A 20,043-nucleotide genomic window follows, 5' to 3' on the forward strand; every position below is an offset into this window, starting at 1 on the left:
AGGGTTCAGTATGGGGAAGATGAGAGGGAGCCAAAATTTTATTATACTCGTAATATCGTTAATGCTGGGATGGACTTTAAATTCGGTTTATCATGTAGTAAGCTCACCAGAGCAGGAGCAAAGTGATTCACACCTTTTGTATCAAATTGCCGTTTTTCAAATTGAAATGCTTAATAGTGCGTTTGTGGATATTCCGAACTTAAAGGCAACACAGCAATTAACGATATTGAAGCAAATGGCATACGCTGTAGACTATACTCATGAGAGATTTTTAATTTCTATTGGGGAGAATAAAGTAGCTGAGCTAAGCTCATTAAAACGGATGATGGATTATATACTAAGACTTCAAATTGGTGGGGATAGGCAATTAAAGCCGGAGGAAATCCGTATTTTTATTGACGCAAGCGTATTGTTTAAACAGCTTTACGAAGAATACGCCAAGCTTATGGTAGAGGATAATGACGGAATTGTAGCTGCAGTAAATAAGAAAATCCACAAAGATGATCTAGCCATTTATAATATATTTAGTCGAAAGCTGCTGCAATAATGCATACAGTCATAATTTCTTCATATTCAAGCTCTAAATAGCGGATGTAATATGCTATAATTAGCTTTAGTTTGTTAGACTATCTTAGATAAAGGCAGGTGATACACATGCATATTTTGGTCGTTGGTTTAAATTATCGAACAGCCCCTGTTGAAATTAGAGAGCAGTTTACTTTGGCGGCTGAGCAATTACCTGCTGCGTTAAAGGAACTGAAGGAAACCAAAAGTATACTTGAATGTGTTGTCGTCAGTACCTGCAATCGAACAGAAATTTATGCTGTTGTTGATCGAATACACATGTGCAACCATTATATACGCGGTTTTATGGAGAAATGGTTTGGCGTTTCTCGAGAACAATTTACCCAGCATTTATACATGTACGAGCACCAGAAAGCAATTGAGCATTTATTTCGCGTTACTTGCAGTCTAGATTCAATGGTGATTGGTGAAACGCAAATTCTTGGTCAAGTTAAAGATGCCTTTCTATTAGCCCAGGAAGAAAAATCAACGGGCACACTGTTTAACATGCTATTTAAGCAAGCCATAACTTTAGCCAAACGTGCCCATTCGGAAACGGCAATTGGCGAGAACCCTGTTTCAATTAGCTATGCTGCTGTTGAACTGGGCAAACGGATATTTGGCAGCTTTGCGAATAAAACTGTCTTGATCATTGGGGCAGGTAAAATGAGTGAATTAACAGCCAAGCATTTGCATGCTAACGGAGCTGAGAAAATATTAGTAACAAACCGGACGCATGAAAGAGCCATTGAACTCGCACATAAGTTTCAGGGAAAGGCAGTTTTGTTCGAAAAACTGCATGAAGAGCTGGAGTATGTGGATATTGTGATCAGCTCGACTGGATCGGCAGAAATAGTTTTAACCAAGGAACAGGTGCAAAAAGCATTGCTTAAGCGCAAAGCCCGACCTTTATTCATGATTGATATTGCCGTTCCTCGTGATCTAGATCCGGGAATTGGTGAATTGCGAAATGTTTTCCTACATGATATTGATGACCTGGAAGCCATCGTTGAGAGTAATTTATCGGAGCGCAGCCAAGAGGTTTCGAAGATTGAAACGATGATTACAGAGGAACATCTGGTATATGAGCAATGGTACAAGACCTTAGGCGTTAGCCCGATTATTCAAGCGCTTCAGCATAAATCAAGCTTGATTCATGAGGAAACAATGGATAGCTTGTTGAATAAAATTCCTGATCTGGACGAGCGTGAAATTAAAATTATTCGCAAGCTGACAAAAAGCATTGTCAATCAGATGCTGCGTGATCCAATCCTGCGTGTTAAAGAAATGGCAGGAGAACGTCATGCGGATGAAGCTTTAGATATGTTCACGAAAATTTTTGCATTGGAAGAGCAAATAGCTGAACAAAAGCAAGCTGAGCTAGAGGAACTGCAAAAATCCACTCAGCAGAAAAAAGACAATGAGTCATCTGTTTTTGTTTCATTACAAGGGCAGCCTTTATTGGCTGGCTCATAAGGCTTAGAGTAGGAGGACTGGATGGTTACTCAAGGCTGGATGTTTGATGCGATACTATATATATATGCCTTGAGCCTGCTGTTTTATTTCTCCGATTTTGTTGGTGTTAATCGGAATGCAAAACGGATGGGAACAGGGCTTCTTATTTTTGTTTGGGTCTTGCAGACCTTTTATCTAGTAGCTAATGCGATAGAGCAAAGAGGCCATTTTGTCTTCACTTTATTTGAAGCTTTATTGCTATTTTCTTGGTTAATGGTCACTTTTTCGCTGATACTTAATCGTTTTTTTCGGATAGAGCCATTGGTTTTCTTTGCAAATGTAGTTGGTTTTGCCGTACTGGCGCTTCACTTTTTCAGTCATCATATCGACAGTCCCGACATTTCGCAGGGAGAAGCTTTAAATGAGCTGTTATTTATTCACGCAACACTTGCTGTCTGCAGCTATGCTGCTTTTTCACTCGCTGCCATTTTTTCGGGAATGTATTTATTCTTACACCGTCAGCTTAAAGAAAAGCATTGGTCCCCAGCAATGAAACGTATGCCGAGCCTGGAGAAAATTGAAATCTACACGTTTTATTCCATCCTTAGCGGATTTCCCTTGTTGCTGCTTTCACTAGTTTTGGGAGTGATTTGGATAACATTGCGTGGTGACAGCAATCTGTTGTTTGATCCGAAAGTTGTACTTTCTACATTTATATTATTGATTTATACGGCTTATTTATTTCAACGTCGCTTTTCGCAATCCTCGGGAACTAGCTTGGCATGGTGGAATATAGGTGCTTTTGCTTTTATGATTGTCAATTTTTTGGTGATTAATCTTTTATCCGGATTTCATCGATAGATAAGGTTGTGAGAGAATGAGCACTGATAATTCAACTTACTATCCAATCCTGCTTAATTTGAATGGGAAAAGCTGTGTAGTTGTTGGTGGAGGTCGCGTAGCAGAGCGTAAGATTGCTGCTTTGTTGGAAGCTAAAGCGAAAGTAACGGTTATCAGCCCTGAGGTAACCCCGATTATTTCTGAATGGTTAGCAATGGGGAAGCTTGAAGGTATAATGGAAGGCTATGATTCCCAATATAGTAGTGACGCTTATCTTGTAATTGCTGCAACAGATTCTACTGAAGTAAACGAATGTGTTTATATTGACTCAGCAGCAAGAGGGCAATTGATCAATCGCGTTGATTGTCCAGAGCAAAGTAATTTTATTGTTCCGGCCGTGGTTCGCCGCGGAAAGCTTAGTATTGCTGTTTCTACTGATGGAGCGAGTCCTTTGTTAGCTGTAGAAATTCGCCAAAAGCTTGAGCAAGAATATGGCGAGGAATATGAGCTTTATCTTGATTTTCTTGGCGAGCTGCGTTTGTTGGTTCAAGATCAGGTGTTAGAGGCGCAGGAACGGAAGCGAATTCTCAAAACAGTGTTGGAGTTGGACGTGCTAGGTTCGATCCGGAATGGATCGTTTAACAAGATGAGGTTGTTTGAAAAGTTATTAGGGGTTGCCAAATAAGAGTTGTTGAGTAAGGAGAGTAAAATGCGTAAAATTGTTGTAGGTACTCGTAAAAGTGCATTGGCTTTGACACAAACCAATCAAGTTATTGCCCAATTGGAGCAAATTTGTAAACGTGATGGCATTGAATGTGAGTTTGAGGTTCATAAAATTGTAACTAAAGGCGATCAAATTCTTGATGTTACGCTTTCTAAGGTTGGTGGCAAAGGTCTATTCGTTAAAGAAATTGAACAAGCCTTGTTGGACAATGTGATTGATATTGCGGTACATAGCATGAAGGACATGCCTGCGGATTTAGCGGATGGATTGACCATAGGTGCCATTCCAGAGCGCGTAGATCCACGTGATTGTCTCATCTCACGTGGCGGGGTTGGATTGGACGCGCTGCCCACAGGAGCGCGTGTAGGGACCAGCAGCTTGCGCAGAGCGTGCCAGCTAAAGTTTCACCGGCCGGATCTCCAAGTGGAGTCGATCCGAGGCAATATTGATTCGAGGCTGAAGAAGCTCGAATCAGAAGACTTTGACGCGATATTGCTTGCCGCTGCGGGGTTGCACCGCATGGGCTGGACGGATCGCGTCAGCGCGTTTTTGACCGCCGACGCTTGCGTGCCGGCGGTAGGGCAAGGCGCGCTCGGCATAGAGTGCCGCGCGGGCGACGGCTTCATGCTGGATCTGCTCCGCAGATTCCAGCATGAAGCTACCGCCCGCTGCGTCCGCGCCGAGCGGAGCTTTCTACGCAGCCTTAACGGCGGCTGCCAGGTACCTATCGGCGCCTACGGCCGCATTGCGGCGCCGGAAGAAGCTGTGACGTCAGGCGGCGATGCCGACGTCATTACGCTTACGGGCATCGTCGGTTCCCCCGACGGTGCAGTGCTTTTGCGTGCCACAGTTAGCGGCACACTGCCCGAGGAGCTGGGCGAAGAGCTTGCCCAGCTATTGAAAGCTCAAGGAGCAGAGCAAATTTTAGCTGATGTGAGGGGATGAGTCCAATGAACAAAGGCAAAGTATTCCTAGTTGGAGCAGGTCCCGGTGATCCCAAATTAATTACCATCCGAGGGATGGAGGCGATTAAGAAGGCAGATGTAATTGTATACGATCGCTTGGCCAGCCCGCGCTTGCTAATGAACACAAAGCCAGGTACAGAAAAAATTTTCGTCGGTAAACTACCGGATAAACATATGCTTAAGCAAGAGGAAATCAACCAATTGCTCGTTGATTTAGCCCTGCAAGGGAAAATCGTAACACGTCTTAAAGGCGGCGATCCCTGTGTATTTGGCCGAGTAGGTGAAGAAGCCGAATTATTAGCTCAAAACATGATCGAGTTTGAAATTATTCCGGGTATTACCTCGGCAATTGGTGTCCCGGCCTATGCGGGTATCCCTGTTACTCACCGTGATTATACATCCTCTTTTACCATTGTAACGGGACATGAGTATACGAATAAAACCTATACCGATGTCAATTGGGATAAGCTGGCGAATTCAACTGGAACATTGGTTTTCCTAATGGGTGTGGCCAATTTAACTAATATACGTGACGAGTTAATTCGTTGCGGAAAATCTCCTGATTTACCGGTTGCCCTGATCCGTTGGGGAACGTGGATGGAGCAAGAAACATTAACGGGCACTTTGGAAACCATTGTAGATCAAGTAAAAGCTGCGAACTTCCAATCGCCTGCAGTAATAATCGTAGGTGAAGTAGTTAAATTAAGAGATAAGCTTGCCTGGTTTGAGAAGAAACCATTATTTGGTCAAAGAATCCTCGTTACACGAGCGCGCAATCAAGCAAGTGAATTAGTGGATGCAATAGATGATTTAGGTGGAGAAGCGTTGGAGTTTCCGGTTATTCAACTGCAGGCTCCTTCTGATTTAACAATCAAACACCAATTAAGCCAAGCATTAAACCAACTAGCTGAGTATGACTGGGTTATTTTCACAAGTGCAAATGGTGTTGAGTATTTTTACCGCAGTTTAATAGAGAACGGAATAGATATTAGAAGTATGGTTAAAGCCCGCATTGCAGCCGTAGGACCTAAGACAGCTGAAGCCTTGCGAGAGCGAGGTTTAATTACCGAAGCTTTGCCTAGTAGATTCCAAGCTGAAGATTTACTTGAATCATTATTACCGCAGCTGAAACCAGGACAAAAAGTTTTACTGCCTAGGGCAGACATAGCACGAGATTATTTACCTAAAAAGCTTCATGAGCTTGGTTTACAAGTGACAGAAATAGATGTTTACGAAAATGTAGTTTGTACAGATCATGGAGATGAAGTTCTGGAACTGCTGCGGAAGAGAGCTGTTCATGTGATCACATTTACAAGCTCTTCAACGGTATCCAACTTGTTCGAAGCTTTGAAACAGTTGGGGGTTTCTGAACCGCTTGAGCTGCTCGAGAACATAGATATAGCTTGTATCGGCCCAGTAACTGCACAAACAGCGGAATCTTTAGGGCTAAAAGTAAGTTATATCGCCGAAGAGGCAACAGTAACATCACTTATACAAGCCTTAATTGCTGCAAAAACCTAATCTATTTCGTTCGTACCATATAAGCCTTACAACTTACCAAGGAGGTTTTAATTTATGAGCTTTCCAATTGTCAGAAACCGAAGACTTCGTGGTTCACATGCATTGCGTAACTTAGTTCGTGAAACACAACTTACGGTGAATGACTTAATATATCCGATATTTGTTACAGTTGGCACTAATATTAAATCAGAGATTGCTTCTATGCCTGGCGTATATCATTTCTCATTGGATCGTTTAGAAGAAGAAATTGAGGAAATAAGTGGATTAGGGCTTCAAGCTATCTTGCTTTTTGGTGTTCCAGAGCATAAAGATGCTGTTGGTACCTCAGCTTATGCAGAGGATGGCATTGTACAACAAGCAACAAGGCTGATCAAAAAACAAAAGCCAGACCTGCTAATTGTCGCAGATACCTGTTTATGTCAATTCACGGACCACGGTCACTGTGGAGTGATCGAGCATAATTCACTGACGAATAGATCAGATGTGAAAAATGATCTTTCCCTTGAGCTATTAGTCCAAACTGCTGTTTCTCAAGCGCAGGCAGGCGCCGATATTATTGCACCTTCCAATATGATGGATGGTTTTGTTCACGCCATTCGCAATGGTTTAGACGATGCTGGATTCGAAGATATTCCCATTATGTCTTATTCCGTTAAGTATGCTTCCGCTTTTTACGGTCCATTTCGTGATGCGGCACATTCAGCTCCACAGTTCGGAGACCGTAAAACCTACCAAATGGACCCAGCCAATGCGCGAGAAGCTTTACGTGAGGCAGAAGCGGATGTCATCGAGGGTGCAGATATGCTGATGGTTAAACCAGCACTAGCCTATATGGATATTATTCGCAACTTAAAAGATCATTTCGATCTTCCCATTGTTGCCTATAATGTAAGTGCTGAATATTCCATGGTAAAGGCAGCCGCTCAGAATGGTTGGATTGATGAGAAAGCAATTGTACTGGAGATGCTGCTCGGATTTAAGCGTGCTGGGGCTGATATTATTATTACTTATTTCTCCAAAGACGTAGCCCGCTGGCTGCGATAACAATAAAAAACCTTTCAGACGCTATTATGCGACTGGAAGGTTTTTTTGTTGGTTAATCAGTTGTTTTCGAGCCTCTTTGGACCGTTATCCCAATCGCTCAGCAGCAAAAAGGATCCAATCGGAGATACTTTAAAATTCCACCTAGATTTGATATTGATCGTGTTGCTTTTGCTTTTTTTTTTTAAATCTGATCTTGAAAGTGTTGCTTTTGCTTATTTTTAAATTTGATCTTGATATGGAAACGAATACCTGTTAAAATAAATATAAGAACAAACGTTCTGGCTATGCACATATCTCAGGTTTGAGGATGAGGAGTGGCTAAAACACATGCATTAAACAATCGATCAAAGAGTTCATTCGGATTAAAGCGTCTGTTAAAACGGAAGCAAAACTCATCAAAATAAGATTGGAGATAAGTTTTGTCTAACCCATGATAGGTTCCCAAAATAAAAGTCTTCGCATTGCTAATCATCTTGTGTAGGAATTTGAGGAATTTTCCTTATCTTCTTTATAGTAAACTTTAGGTTCATGAATATATCCGATTTTAGCCAAGGCCTTATAAGATGCATGACCATCGGATACGATTTTACTCCCAGGCTTCACATATTGTTTCGTTACACGAGTAATTTCTTCGATTGTTGCCGCTTCAATGACTTCAATACGAAGAAAAAGTGGGTGATTAAATTCGTCTTTGGAAAGAGCAACGATTGCTTGGGCTTTATCCGTTCCTCGTCCATCTTTGCCTTTGCGCGGAGCGCCAAAATAAGCTTCATCCATCTCTACAGTGCCTGAAAGCATGTAATTCGCGTCTCTTTCTTTCATGTCTTCTCGGATTTTGCGCAACAAACGAAAGGCTGTTCGATAATTCAGTTCTAAAACGACGGATAAAGATAAGGCAGATCTTCCTCGTTTGTCATGTGCGACAAGAAACATTGCCCAAAACCATGTTTTTAAATTCAGCTTTGATTTATGAAATAAAGTACCTGCTGTGAGTGAAGTTTGTGCTTGACAGCTTTTACATTCAAACAACTTTCGTGTCTGAAGATAGTAATATTCACTGTGCTGACAATGAGGGCAGATAAAACCATCATTCCAACGTTTTTGCATCAAATACGCTTCACATTTTTCTTCGGATCCGAATGATTTTTCAAATTCCATTAAACTCATAGATTGAGCTTTTGCCATAGTATTGACCCCCGAACATTTGTTTGTTAAATTCATTATAGCACAAACGTTCGTGTTTTGAAATGCATCCTGAGCAGAGTGCACATCCAGAACAAACGTTTGCTTTTTGTGGAAAGGTGGTAGTATTCATAGTGAGTATTTTAACGCTGTTACCTAATATTAGGAGAGTAAATTTCACAAGTGATTTGCTCAAAGATATGGCTGCATTAGAAGACTTCCAAGCTCGGTTTGACTCGGAGGTAGCCTGCGCCAATTATCTATTCGCCCAGAAATGGCCTCATGGGTTTATTTGCTCTCGTTGCTCGCATACACAGTCCACTAGGATTAACACACGGCGATTGCCGCTCTATCAATGTAATCATTGTCATTACCAGGTTTCCCCTATTGTTGGTACTATCATGGAAAGCAGCTCCACAGATCTTCGCAAATGGTTTACAGCTATGTTTCTAGTCTCGGCTACTGAATCCGGAATCAATGCGTTGAAGCTTAGCCACTTGATTCAGGTTACTTATAAGACAGCTTGGCTAATGCTGCGAAAGATTCGCCAATCCATCACTCAAGCGGATGACGCAGCCAAGCTTACCGGAAATGTTTATATTGATAATGCCAAGTTTGGGAGGCCCTATACAGGGTTCCATTATGAAGCAGATGAGTATCCCGTTTTAGTGGGAGTAGCCACAGATAATCGCGACCAGCTTGATTATATCAAAATGCAGATAGTACCCGAGTCACAATACGACGAATTCCATGTCCTGTCAGAGGGCATAGAATCATTCTGCGAAAAGCATATTGAATTAGACTCCATCGTCACTGTTACTGAAAGGAAAAGAATGAAACGCAAAGATATGAAAGGCTATCCAATTTTCAAGATAGCCAGAGCTTGGTTGAAGCGGACGTATCACGGTTTAGGTCAAGGGCATTTGCAGCATTATTGGAACGAGTTCTGCTGGCGTTTCAACACGAAGCTGCAAAACAATCCTCTCTTCGAGTCTATGTTACGACTTTGTGTTACTACATCAACCACTACATATGCAAAGCTTCTTAAAAAAGGTGAATTACTTGCTTAACTGGAGCAAGTGAACTAAGTGTTTAGCTAGAGCAAGTGAACTAAGTGTTTAGCTAGAGCAATTGAACTAAGTGTTTAGCTAGAGCAAGTGAACTAAGTGTTTAGCTAGAGCAATTGAACTAAGTGTTTAGCTAGAGCAATTGAACTAAGTGTTTAGCTAGAGCAAGTGAACTAAGTGTTTAGCTAGAGCAAGTGAACTAAGTGTTAGCTAGAGCAAGTGAACTAAGTGTTTAGCTAGAGCAATTGAACTAAGTGTTTAGCTAGAGCAATTGAACTAAGTGTTTAGTTGGAGCAAGTTGAACTAATTATTTATCTGGAACAAGGTAATCCAATGGTAGGCGAAAAAATAAACTAGACATTGCTACCGGCAGGTACTGAGCCATTGGGATAACGGTCAAAAGGAAGCTGGAAAGAACACGAAAATAACACTCGCATATATCTTTCTAACAACATCACCGTTTTATAATCATCACTCCAAAAGCTTCTATAATTGCATCACCTTCTAATTGCTCTCCACTAAGCATTTCAGTAACCTCAAGTTTAAGCTGGATTTTTTGTGATTGAGCGCTATAGTTCAGCAGGAAAATTAATTGTTGATCTCCTGATTGGCGAATTACAGTCTCAATCTCCAATGGAACTGAACAAAGCTGATTTACACAGGATTCCAGTCCAATCTGTGAAATAATCTCATCAGCTACAGCATCATTAAAAGCGGCTCCATAATACCAAGCATGGCCTTGGCCGAACTTATTTCTAGTCAAAGCGGGTTTTCCCGCATAGTATTCAGCCGCATATTCAGCGATAATTTCAACAGTTGGTGATTCTACATGAATGATATCATTAAAGAGATCAGCGGTTGCCAATGTTGTGACTTTCTGATCTAGCCAACGTATGGGAGGGGCTTTGTAAAAGCCTGTAATTAAGGTGAAATCCTCTACGGTTACCCCGCATAAATTAGCGACAGGTCCAGGGAATACCCGCATATTACAATGTCCGTGAATATTCTTGTACCCGGTACGGCAGCCAAAAACGACTTGCCCACCTTGGTGCACATATTGCTCAAGAAGCTTTGCACACTCATCAGATAGAATTGTCGGGTGTGGATAAACGAGCAGCTTATAGTTAACTAGTTCCTCTAAGGTTGTATGAGGAGTCATGTTTAATATATTCACCGGAATATGACGATGCTGCAGCGCTTTATACCAACCACTGAGACTATGGCGCTCCATAGGACCATGCCAGCAATCCAGCTCGCCGTCCCACTCATTATCATAATCTCTGATCAATGCAACCTCAGCAATGAAGCTAGAACCCACAATATGCCTGCCAATTTTATTTAATTCATGACCAATTTGCGTAGCCTCCGCTACACGACGATTAGGTTGGTTGTGGTAATCGTTTATCCCATGCCAATAAATTTCAGTTCCGATTGTTGCTGTACGCCAACGGAAAAACAGGACCATATCCGCTCCATGTGCAATGGATTGATAAGCCCACAGACGCATTTGTCCAGGCCGTGGTGAAGGCAGCGCAATTCGGTTGACCCAGCCACCTGGTCCTGACTGCTGTTCCATGACACAGAAGTGTGGTGAGATGGAACGTACATTGCTCAAGTTCCTGCTCCATCCACGATCCTGCATTGGGTTTACTTCTGCGCTTGGAGCATTACCAAGAGCAAAAAGCGGATATGAATCATAGGAGATAAAATCTAACAGCTCATCTGTCATCCGATGACTGTCTAAATGACCGAATACACCATTGGTTGTGACCCAATGGTTGCTTGCTATCTCTCGTAGAATATCAGCCTGCACTTTGGCAAAGCTGATTGCATTATCCGAGATGAAGCGTTTCTCATCTAATGCTTGATGCGGATTGGGTGAATTGGATGGGGTTGGGCGAGGTAAATGCACCTGCTCCCAATCGGAATAAATTTGGTTCCAAAAAACGGTACCCCAAGCAAAATTCAGCTGTTCCAAGCTGCCATACTTCTGCTGCAGCCAAATGCGAAAGGCAGCATGATCTGCAGCTGCGTAAAAAACATTTGTTTCACAGTTAAACTCATTGTCGATTTGCCAGCCTATAACGGCAGGATGGTTTTTATAATGCACCGCCATCTCTCTAGTGATTCTTGCACATAAAACGCGATAAATCGGACTGCTGTAATTGTAATGCCTACGCTGTCCATGCTGATAGGTAACCCCTTCTAAGGTTACATTCAGCACCTCAGGATATTTAGACGTCAACCATGCTGGAGGTGTAGCTGTAGGTGTACAAAGTATCACTTTGAGCTCGTATTCATCTGCCAGATTCAGAACGCGATCAAATAAATCAAATTGAAAAACACCTTCCTCGGGTTCAAACAACGACCATGCAAATTCTGCTATCCGGATCACAGAGAATTTCATTTCCTTCATCCGGCGAAAATCATCCGCCCAAAATCTTTCATCCCAATGCTCCGGATAATAACAAACACCTAAAGCGAATTCATCCAAATGGATTGATTTTGATGTCATTGTGAATCTTCCTCCCAATAATATAATGTAAAAGTAGTACTATTTTGCAAAATATGATGTTGATAAGTTCATATTAAAGCAATATTATTAAGAATAATATAAAAGGATTTTGCTATTTATAATAGAAAATTGCGAAATTACGTAGATGGAGTTGAATCATGAGATTAAATGTTTATATCCCACGCCCAAGCTTTTCCAGCTATCTTTGCTATCCAGATATGTTTGGCCATTATAAAGAATTTTCACAGCATGCAGAACGTAGAACGGCAAATTATTTACCTTTTTATAATTTGCATTTTATATTTGCTGGTAAAGGTTATGTGAAAGAAGCGGGACGTTGGATTGAGTTAACTGCAGGGAACGGTTTTCTCTACGGTAAGAATTTGGTTCAGGAATATAAAGCAGATTTGCAGGAACCTTGGGATATTCGTTGGATTCATTTTGATGGAGTTGGGCTAGAGCAGCTCTTCGCAGGTAAAGGCTGGGGTGCAGCTTGGTTATTCTCTTTTGGTAAAATAGATCGCTTTATTCAATTAACCGATGACTTATATCGGTTGGGGGAAGTATTTGAAAGCACGAATGAACCCAAGATTTCGGCAGTTTTGTATGAAATACTGGTTGAATTGCTGCAAAATTCGGAGGACCTTCAAGGCTTGTCCTTGCTCACCTATAAAGATAAAATAAGAAGATCGGCGGATTACATTCAAGCCAATTGTACCCGGAGCTTGAAGCTGGAGGAAATGGCTGCTATTGCAGGCTATAGCAGCTATTATTTTAATCGGATGTTTCATCAGATTATGGACAAAACACCTTTTCAATATTTATTGGAATGCCGTATTTTACATGCAAAAGCGCTGCTTGTTTCAAGCAGAATGTCGATCAAACAAATTGCCTTGGAATCGGGTTTTGCCCAGAGCAGCTACTTTATTCAAATTTTTCGCAGGTATGAGCAGGTTCCGCCAAACGAATATCGTAAAATGTATAGTTGAAACGTTATTTAGGAACAATGGAGGCCGTTATGGAGTTTAATAGTTTATACAACCTTGATTTACGCAGTAATGAATTTCAGGCAAAGGTCGTCGCCTTTTATTATAAGCATTGGAACGATTTCAACATGCCTTATCATAAGCACAATTCTGTAGAAATCATGTATGTGATATCGGGAAAGTGTATAGTCAATACTGTAAATGATTCTTTTTCGATGCGGAAGGGAGATTTTATTCTCTTGGATGCGAATGTGCCTCATAATTTAGTTGTCGATAAGGATAGTCCTTGCCGGATGTTGAACATTGAATTTATTTTTGAGCAAAAAACGGCTAATTTCCCTTCCATTAAGGATCTGGAGCAGGGAAATCCGGTGCTAGCTTCTTTGCTTGCAAGGGCGCGGCCGTATATTCTTTTGAGAGACTCAGATGAAGTGTATCATACGCTCAAAAATCTCGTATTCGAATTAGATAAAGGCAGCCTGAATAATGAATGGATGGTACAGCTCCAGCTTGCCCAGCTCTTGATCCGGATGGCAGGACTTGCTGCTGAATTGGAAGACCCCAGCTATCAGCAGATTGATCTTTACGTGAAGAATTCCATGGATTACATCCATCATCATTATGACTATCCCATCCAAGTAAAAGATATAGCCGCTTCGGTCAATTTACACCCAGGGTATTTTCACCGAATTTTTAAGAGTAATACTGGACAAACCGTTGTAGAATATTTGACTTCGCTTCGTGTGGAGAAAGCCAAAATGCTGTTGGCCCATACAGATATTCCTGTTGCTGAGATTTCAGATTCAATTGGGATTAACAGTCGCGAGTATTTTAGTGCGATCTTTAAAAAGTATACAGGGCATACTCCAGGGGGTTATCGCAAGTCAATTGAGAAGATGAGTTGGACCAATCTAAGTGAGGATTTTATACATCCAACGCAATAAGAGGTACTGATATTGATATCGCTTCCTTTTGCTTTACAGCTATAATTCCAACTATACACATGTGAAGGAGTGGCTGTTTAAATGTCATTTAAAATTGCTTTTATTGGCGCTGGAAGTATTGGTTTTACGAGAGGATTATTGCGTGATCTGCTTGCGGTTCCTGAGTTTAATCATTTGGAGGTCGCATTTAACGATATCAATGCTCACAATTTGGACATGGTGACTCAGCTATGCCAACGGGATATTGATGAGAATGGTTTAAATATCAAAATTAGCTCATCAACCGATCGTAGAGAGGTTTTAAAGGGAGCTAAGTATGTTTTTGTTGTTGTGCGGATTGGTGGTCTTGATGCCTTTAAGCTAGATGTTGAGATACCTTTGAAATATGGGATTGATCAATGCGTAGGCGATACGCTTTGTGCAGGTGGAATTATGTATGGACAGCGTGGAATTGCTGAAATGATGAATATTTGCAAGGATATCCGCGAAGTCGCTGCTAAGGATTGTTTATTATTGAACTATGCCAATCCAATGGCTATGCTGACTTGGGCTGCGAACAAATATGGCGGTGTTAAGACGATTGGTCTTTGCCATGGCGTACAAGGTGGGCATAAACAAATTGCTGAAGCGTTGGGACTGCAGAAGAACGAAGTAGATATCATTTGTGCAGGAATTAATCATCAAACCTGGTATATCCAAGTAAGCCATAACGGGGTTGATATGACGGGCAAGCTTTTGGAAGCTTTCGAAAATCATGAGAATTTCAAGCAAACCGAAAAGGTTCGGATAGATATGCTTAGACGCTTTGGTTATTACAGTACGGAGTCTAATGGTCATCTGAGTGAATATTTACCTTGGTATCGTAAACGTGAGAATGAAATTATGGATTGGATAGATATGGGTTCCTGGATTAACGGGGAAACCGGTGGATATTTACGTGTTTGTACGGAAGGGCGTACCTGGTTTGAAACAGATTTTCCAAATTGGATGAAAGAACCGGCAATTGAGTATTTGCAAGATAAGCGCAGTGAAGAGCACGGTTCTTATATTATTGAAGGACTTGAAACGGGTAGGGTTTATCGAGGTCATTTTAATGTAGTTAACAACGGTATAATTGCTAATCTACCTAATGATGCGATTATCGAGGCGCCAGGTTATGTAGATAGGAATGGGATTAATATGCCGAGAGTAGGAGATCTGCCTCTGGGCTGTGCAGCCGTTTGTAATGTTAGTATTTCTGTACAGCGTCTGGCTGTTGAAGCAGCCATTAACGGTGATGATATGCTGCTTCGACAAGCAATGATGATGGACCCGCTAACGGGTGCCGTATGTAATCCGAAGGAAATTTGGCAGATGACAGACGAGTTTTTAGTTGCCCAAGCTGGGTGGCTGCCACAATATCAGGCAGCTTCAGCTGCTGCTGAAGAGAGACTAGCTAAAGGGAATTTAATCCCAACGCGTTCGAATTATGAAGGCGCTGCTCGTTTGCAAATAAAAACCGTTGAAGAAATGCAGCTCGACCGTGATGCAGCGAACAAAAATGCTGGTGAATCCGATAAAGCCCAAGAACGTTTAGCAGCTAAGCATTAATATTTAAGTAATTAGCCACATGCGTCACTCGCATTGTGGCTTTTTTTTGACTATTTCGCCGTAAGTAATGAATCAGCTAAGCTTACATTCATCTGTTGGGCGAGTATGTATAATTCGAAGAAAGAATGGTCAGAAATTCTTTCAAGGCTGCTAAGCTTGTTGTCTAGCACGTCCAATTGATCATTTAATGCGCCTAAGCTTGTTTCTAAGATCTCTAAAGAAAAGGTCATATGAAATCCTCCCATTAGGTGTATTTAGTTTGATTGTTAGTGGCATAGCTATAGCTTATTGTTCTATTCAGCATATCTTTCGTTATTAAAACTTTCTTTATGTCCGTACAAAGTAAAATGTAGTTCAGGTAAATATTTACATAAATATAGAATGGGATCTATTAAGTGAAGTCGGATTACTGCTTTATTAATTGCAACTGTCAAAGATTTGTCGGATTTTCATAGCTATTGGAGTTGTTGTAGATAAATGAATAGGGCATAATTAAAGTAATGAGATTTTGAGAAATGAGGAAAATAAATGACTGTACAACCATCTTTTATTGCTGCCTGTCTGAAACAATCCACAGATATTGTACCGGTATGGTATATGCGCCAAGCGGGGCGCTATGATCCGGATTATCGGAAAATTAAAGAGAAATACAGTTTACTTGAAATCTGCAGTCAACCTGAGCTTGCAGCCGAAGTGACTATGATGCCTGTAAATAAGCTTGGCGTGGATGCAGCTATTCTGTATTCCGATATTATGAACCCTGTTGCTTCTATAGGAATTGACTTTGATATTGTTAAAAACATCGGACCGGTTATTCATAATCCGATTCGTTCATCTGCTGACGTAGAAAGACTTACTCCTATTGATGTCGAGAAGGATTTATCACATGTGATCAAGACTATTCAAATCCTAGATAGTCAGCTTACTGTACCATTAATTACTTTTGCAGGTGCGCCATTTACGATTGCCAGTTATTTAATTGAAGGCAAGCCTTCGAAGAATTATTTGTTAACTAAGCAACTGATGTATAGTGAACCTAAGGTTTGGCATGCTTTGATGGAAAAGCTAGGCGATATGGTTATTACCTACTTAAAAGCACATATCGCGGCTGGAGCTAAAGCTGTACAATTATTCGATAGCTGGGTCGGAGCATTGTCGCCCTATGATTTTAAAATATATGTATTACCTACCATAACAAGAATATTCAAAGAGCTAGCGCACTTGCCTCAGCCGAAGATATATTTCCCAGGTGTCAGCTCAGGGGAGCTTTTACCTCATCTAACGTCTATTGAAGCTAATGTAATTGGACTGGATTGGCGTGTATCGATTACAGAAGGCCGTAAACGTTTAGGTGATCGATATGCCGTACAAGGGAATTTGGATCCGACCATTCTGACTGGGCCAATGTCTGTTATTGAAGATTACGCCAAGCAAATTATAGATGAAGGGACCCAGAAGCCTGGCTTTATTTTTAACTTAGGCCATGGTTTATTCCCGGAAGCATCGCTTGATAAATTAAAGCTATTAACCGAATTTGTCCATTCTTACTCAGCCAAAGCCATTCAGCAGCAGCTTAAAGGGAGTGTAGTTTAATATGAGCAAGCCTAGAATCGGTGTGTTGGTGATGTCTTATGGAACGCCAGCAAGCTTAGATCAAATTGAAGCTTATTATACGCATATACGCCGCGGCAACGCACCGACTTCTGAGATGCTTTTGGACTTAACTCGCAGGTACGAGGCGATTGTTGGTGGTTTCTTTCCTCTGCGTGAGAATACTAATAAACAAGTGCAAGCTTTGGAAGAGACATTAAATCGCCTTAACCCAGAAACGGAGTTTGTTTGTTATCAAGGCTTGAAGCATGCGCATCCGATGATTGAGGAGGGTGTTGAACAAATGGTCAAGGACGGTATAACTCAAGCCATTGGCGTTGTACTAGCTCCGCATTATTCTACCATGAGTGTAGGCAGCTATATCAAAAGAGCAGAGGCTACGGCAGCAGAAAAAGGTCTCTCCATTCAATTTGTCGAAAGCTATCATTTGCAGCCCAAGCTTCTAGATGCGCTTTGCATTCGTGTTGAGAATGCTTTAAAGCTTTTCACTGAGGTAGATCGCGAGCAAGTACGCATTATTTTTACAGCGCATAGCTTGCCTGAACGGATTTTATCAATCGGTGACCCTTACCCGCAACAGCTTCTGGAAACCTCGCAAGCCATTGCCGATCGCTTGAATTTAACAAATTGGCAATTTGGTTGGCAAAGCGCAGGGCGTACAGCGGAGCCGTGGTTAGGTCCGGATATTTTAAGTGTTTTACGTACGATTAGCGTAGATGAACAGGTGAAACAAGCACTTGTTTGCCCAGTAGGATTTGTTTCCGATCACTTGGAAGTATTATATGATTTAGACATTGAAGCTCAAGCACTTGCCAAAGAATTGGGCTTGCATTTGGAGCGTACGGCTGCTTTGAATACAGATCCGTTATATATGGAAGCTTTGAGTGAGGCGATAGCAGTTAACCTTGAAAGGAAACAAGCCTAATGGGACAGAAACCTAAGAATATTGTTATTCTAGGTGGAGGAATCACTGGCCTAAGCGCAGCTTTTTATGTTCAAAGGTTCTTCCGCGAGCATAATTTGCCTATAACGATTACCCTTATCGAACAAAGTGCTGGATTAGGCGGTAAAATAAGCACTTTGCATAAAGCTGGCTTTGTGATTGAGAAAGGGCCGGATTCATTCTTGGCGCGTAAACTGCCAATGATTGAATTGACTCAAGAGCTTGGGTTAGAGGATCAGTTGGTTGCCACTAATCCGCAAGCTAAAAAAACGTATATCCTGCATCAAGGCCAGCTGCATCGCATGCCGGCTGGTTTAATGCTGGGCATTCCCACCCAATTTATGCCATTAATAAAAACGGGACTCCTGTCTTTAAAAGGCAAAGCAAGAGCTGGGCTTGATTTATTAATACCCAAACGCAAAGAAAATATGGATGAATCATTAGGCGGATTTTTGGAGCGGAGGCTTGGAAGAGAGGTTGTCGAGCATATCGCGGAACCTCTGCTTGCAGGCATTTATGCTGGAGATACGTACAAGCTAAGCTTGCAAGCGACCTTCCCGCAATTCCAGTCTGCTGAGCGGAATTATGGCAGCTTAATCAAGGGAATGCTGGCTAATAAAAAAAATGCTCCTAAAAGTGCAGAAACGATTGCTGTTGCCAAGAATAGTATGTTTCTGTCCTATCGCAATGGCTTATCAACGATTATTGACGGCTTAATTAGCGCTTTAGCAGGGACAAGTCTTATAACCAATCAAACAGCCACATCTGTTCAAGCTATAGATCAAGGCTATGAAATTTCGCTTGCTAGTGGACAACGAATTGCAGCTGATGCTGTCATTGTGGCTTTACCTGCATTTGCAGCAGCAAAGCTGCTACCTCAAATTTCTCAGGTAAAGGCATTGAGCGAAATTCCTTATGTATCTGTAGCCAATGTGATTCTGGCTTTCGACCATAAAGATATAGGGCATGAGCTAGATGGCTCTGGTTTTTTAGTGCCTCGTAGAGAAGGACGGTTCATTACTGCTTGTACATGGACTTCTGCCAAGTGGAAGCATACGGCACCTAATGAAAAAGTCCTGCTCCGCTGCTATGTAGGCAGATCTGGTGATGAAGGCTGGATAGCTTTAAGCGATGATGAGATTGTGAAGCGTGTGCGTAATGATTTGCAGCAAATTCTAGGGATCGTGGAAGAGCCTGCTTTTTATGAGGTTACACGTTTACTAAATTCTATGCCTCAGTATCCGGTTGGCCATCTGCAAACCATTAAAGCTGCACGCAATCAGCTTAATGCGGTTATGCCTCATGTTTTCTTAGCCGGGGCTGCGTATCAAGGAGTAGGTCTGCCGGATTGCATCCGGCAAGGCAAAGAAGCTGCTCAGCAAGTGGTAAACTCGCTAGCAGCCTCCTATGTATGATAATGCTTCTATTCCTATCTAAGCTTCGTTAAGTCAAGTCTTAATTCAGTTGAAGTCGGCACTAAAATTTGTTTTTCTTGCAAATCTCGCAGCACTTGCATCAGAATTGGCTTTTGTACATTTGACATTTGGGATAGCTCATCATAATTTAAGGCTACACGAATTTTAATAAGATTACCTTCTCGAACGCCATGTTTATTAGCTAGCATAATCAAGTTCTTAAGAATCCGTGTACGTGCATCGAGGAAAGTCAGATCGTTAACATGCTGGTTGGTATCGCGTAATCGTTGACAAAGCTCACGCATAATGCAAAGATTAATTTCAAAGTTTGATTTGAGGATATCCATAAAATGAGTGACAGTCAGCGTGATTAGCGAGCAATCTTCTAATGTTTGCGCTGAAGCTGAACGGGGTCTGCCGTCAATAAGCGACAATTCTCCAAAGCTATCACCGCTCTTAAACATCGATAAAACCTTTTCATCGCCATTATGGCTTGTGAAAATTTTGACAGAGCCGGAGAAAACAATATAGAAAGTATTTCCAGGTTCATTTTGTTGAAATAATACCGTGCCGCCTCTAAATGATTTTTTTTGACAAACTGCTGAGATCATTTCAATTTGTTCATCATTTAACTGTGCGAATAATTGAACCTGCTTTAAAAAGGCTTGGAACATGAT

The 20,043-nt window shown here is 41.6% G+C and carries 17 protein-coding genes and 1 pseudogene; 14 read left to right on the forward strand and 4 right to left on the reverse strand.

Features of this window, described 5'->3' with window-relative positions; genetic code table 11:
* The first annotated feature begins 10 nt into the window (after positions 1–10).
* From EHS13_RS11005 to hemB, 7 genes are all read left to right on the forward strand, one after another.
* The gene (locus EHS13_RS11005; RefSeq protein WP_155700383.1) at positions 11–547 is read left to right on the forward strand and encodes a hypothetical protein; all 537 of its coding nucleotides are present in this window, start codon (positions 11–13) and stop codon (positions 545–547) included.
* 107 nt (positions 548–654) lie between these two features.
* Positions 655–2,040 carry a glutamyl-tRNA reductase gene (gene hemA / locus EHS13_RS11010; protein ID WP_155700384.1) on the forward strand — a complete coding sequence of 462 codons (1,386 nt, stop codon included), beginning with the start codon at positions 655–657 and terminating at the stop codon, positions 2,038–2,040.
* Between the two features lie 21 nt (positions 2,041–2,061).
* Entirely contained in the window at positions 2,062–2,880 is an 819-nt protein-coding gene (locus tag EHS13_RS11015; RefSeq protein ID WP_155700386.1) for a cytochrome C assembly family protein, read from the forward strand.
* Positions 2,881–2,896: 16 nt separating this feature from the next.
* Positions 2,897–3,544, forward strand: a complete 648-nt coding sequence (locus EHS13_RS11020) for a precorrin-2 dehydrogenase/sirohydrochlorin ferrochelatase family protein (protein WP_155700387.1) — start codon at positions 2,897–2,899, stop codon at positions 3,542–3,544.
* 24 nt (positions 3,545–3,568) lie between these two features.
* Complete coding sequence (gene hemC, locus EHS13_RS11025) at positions 3,569–4,528, forward strand: hydroxymethylbilane synthase (RefSeq protein WP_155700388.1); 960 nt, start codon at positions 3,569–3,571, stop codon at positions 4,526–4,528.
* 5 nt (positions 4,529–4,533) lie between these two features.
* The gene (gene cobA / locus EHS13_RS11030; RefSeq protein ID WP_155700389.1) at positions 4,534–6,069 is read left to right on the forward strand and encodes a uroporphyrinogen-III C-methyltransferase; all 1,536 of its coding nucleotides are present in this window, start codon (positions 4,534–4,536) and stop codon (positions 6,067–6,069) included.
* Positions 6,070–6,123: 54 nt separating this feature from the next.
* The gene (gene hemB, locus EHS13_RS11035; protein ID WP_155700390.1) at positions 6,124–7,113 is read left to right on the forward strand and encodes a porphobilinogen synthase; all 990 of its coding nucleotides are present in this window, start codon (positions 6,124–6,126) and stop codon (positions 7,111–7,113) included.
* A 295-nt stretch (positions 7,114–7,408) separates the two neighbouring features.
* Here the strand turns inward: hemB and EHS13_RS11040 are convergent.
* Positions 7,409–8,298: pseudogene (locus EHS13_RS11040) on the reverse strand (IS1595 family transposase).
* A 131-nt stretch (positions 8,299–8,429) separates the two neighbouring features.
* On the opposite strand from EHS13_RS11040, the gene EHS13_RS11045 reads away from it, so the two are divergent.
* Entirely contained in the window at positions 8,430–9,365 is a 936-nt protein-coding gene (locus EHS13_RS11045; RefSeq protein WP_162463065.1) for a transposase, read from the forward strand.
* Between the two features lie 451 nt (positions 9,366–9,816).
* On the opposite strand, the gene EHS13_RS11050 is transcribed toward EHS13_RS11045, so the two are convergent.
* Positions 9,817–11,877, reverse strand: a complete 2,061-nt coding sequence (locus EHS13_RS11050) for a beta-galactosidase (protein WP_155700392.1) — start codon at positions 11,875–11,877, stop codon at positions 9,817–9,819.
* A 158-nt stretch (positions 11,878–12,035) separates the two neighbouring features.
* Between EHS13_RS11050 and EHS13_RS11055 the strand changes: the two genes are divergently transcribed.
* From EHS13_RS11055 to melA, 3 genes are all read left to right on the forward strand, one after another.
* Positions 12,036–12,866: a helix-turn-helix transcriptional regulator gene (locus EHS13_RS11055; protein ID WP_155700393.1), complete on the forward strand. Its 831-nt coding sequence runs from the start codon at positions 12,036–12,038 to the stop codon at positions 12,864–12,866.
* 29 nt (positions 12,867–12,895) lie between these two features.
* On the forward strand, positions 12,896–13,807 hold the full coding sequence (locus EHS13_RS11060; protein WP_155705303.1) for an AraC family transcriptional regulator: 912 nt from the start codon (positions 12,896–12,898) through the stop codon (positions 13,805–13,807).
* Between the two features lie 81 nt (positions 13,808–13,888).
* Positions 13,889–15,397: an alpha-glucosidase/alpha-galactosidase gene (melA, locus tag EHS13_RS11065; protein WP_155700394.1), complete on the forward strand. Its 1,509-nt coding sequence runs from the start codon at positions 13,889–13,891 to the stop codon at positions 15,395–15,397.
* A gap of 50 nt (positions 15,398–15,447) precedes the next feature.
* Here melA and EHS13_RS11070 read toward each other — a convergent pair whose 3' ends face one another.
* Positions 15,448–15,627: a hypothetical protein gene (locus tag EHS13_RS11070; RefSeq protein WP_155700395.1), complete on the reverse strand. Its 180-nt coding sequence runs from the start codon at positions 15,625–15,627 to the stop codon at positions 15,448–15,450.
* 298 nt (positions 15,628–15,925) lie between these two features.
* On the opposite strand from EHS13_RS11070, the gene hemE reads away from it, so the two are divergent.
* From hemE to hemY, 3 genes are read left to right on the forward strand one after another with little or no spacing between them, the layout of a single operon-like run.
* Positions 15,926–16,990 carry a uroporphyrinogen decarboxylase gene (gene hemE / locus EHS13_RS11075; RefSeq protein ID WP_155700396.1) on the forward strand — a complete coding sequence of 355 codons (1,065 nt, stop codon included), beginning with the start codon at positions 15,926–15,928 and terminating at the stop codon, positions 16,988–16,990.
* A 1-nt stretch (position 16,991) separates the two neighbouring features.
* Positions 16,992–17,933 (forward strand): ferrochelatase, encoded by a 942-nt coding sequence (gene hemH, locus EHS13_RS11080; RefSeq protein WP_155700398.1) that lies wholly within the window; start codon positions 16,992–16,994, stop codon positions 17,931–17,933.
* Positions 17,933–19,366, forward strand: coding sequence for a protoporphyrinogen oxidase (gene hemY, locus EHS13_RS11085; protein WP_155700399.1), 1,434 nt, complete (start codon positions 17,933–17,935; stop codon positions 19,364–19,366). The genes hemH and hemY overlap by 1 nt, the downstream gene beginning before the upstream one ends.
* A 14-nt stretch (positions 19,367–19,380) precedes the next feature.
* On the opposite strand, the gene EHS13_RS11090 is transcribed toward hemY, so the two are convergent.
* The gene (locus tag EHS13_RS11090) at positions 19,381–20,040 is read right to left on the reverse strand and encodes a Crp/Fnr family transcriptional regulator (RefSeq protein WP_162463066.1); all 660 of its coding nucleotides are present in this window, start codon (positions 20,038–20,040) and stop codon (positions 19,381–19,383) included.
* Positions 20,041–20,043 lie beyond the last annotated feature (3 nt).

Origin of the sequence: Paenibacillus psychroresistens (assembly GCF_009728935.1) — a bacterium.
Taxonomy (GTDB): domain Bacteria; phylum Bacillota; class Bacilli; order Paenibacillales; family NBRC-103111; genus Paenibacillus_AC; species Paenibacillus_AC psychroresistens.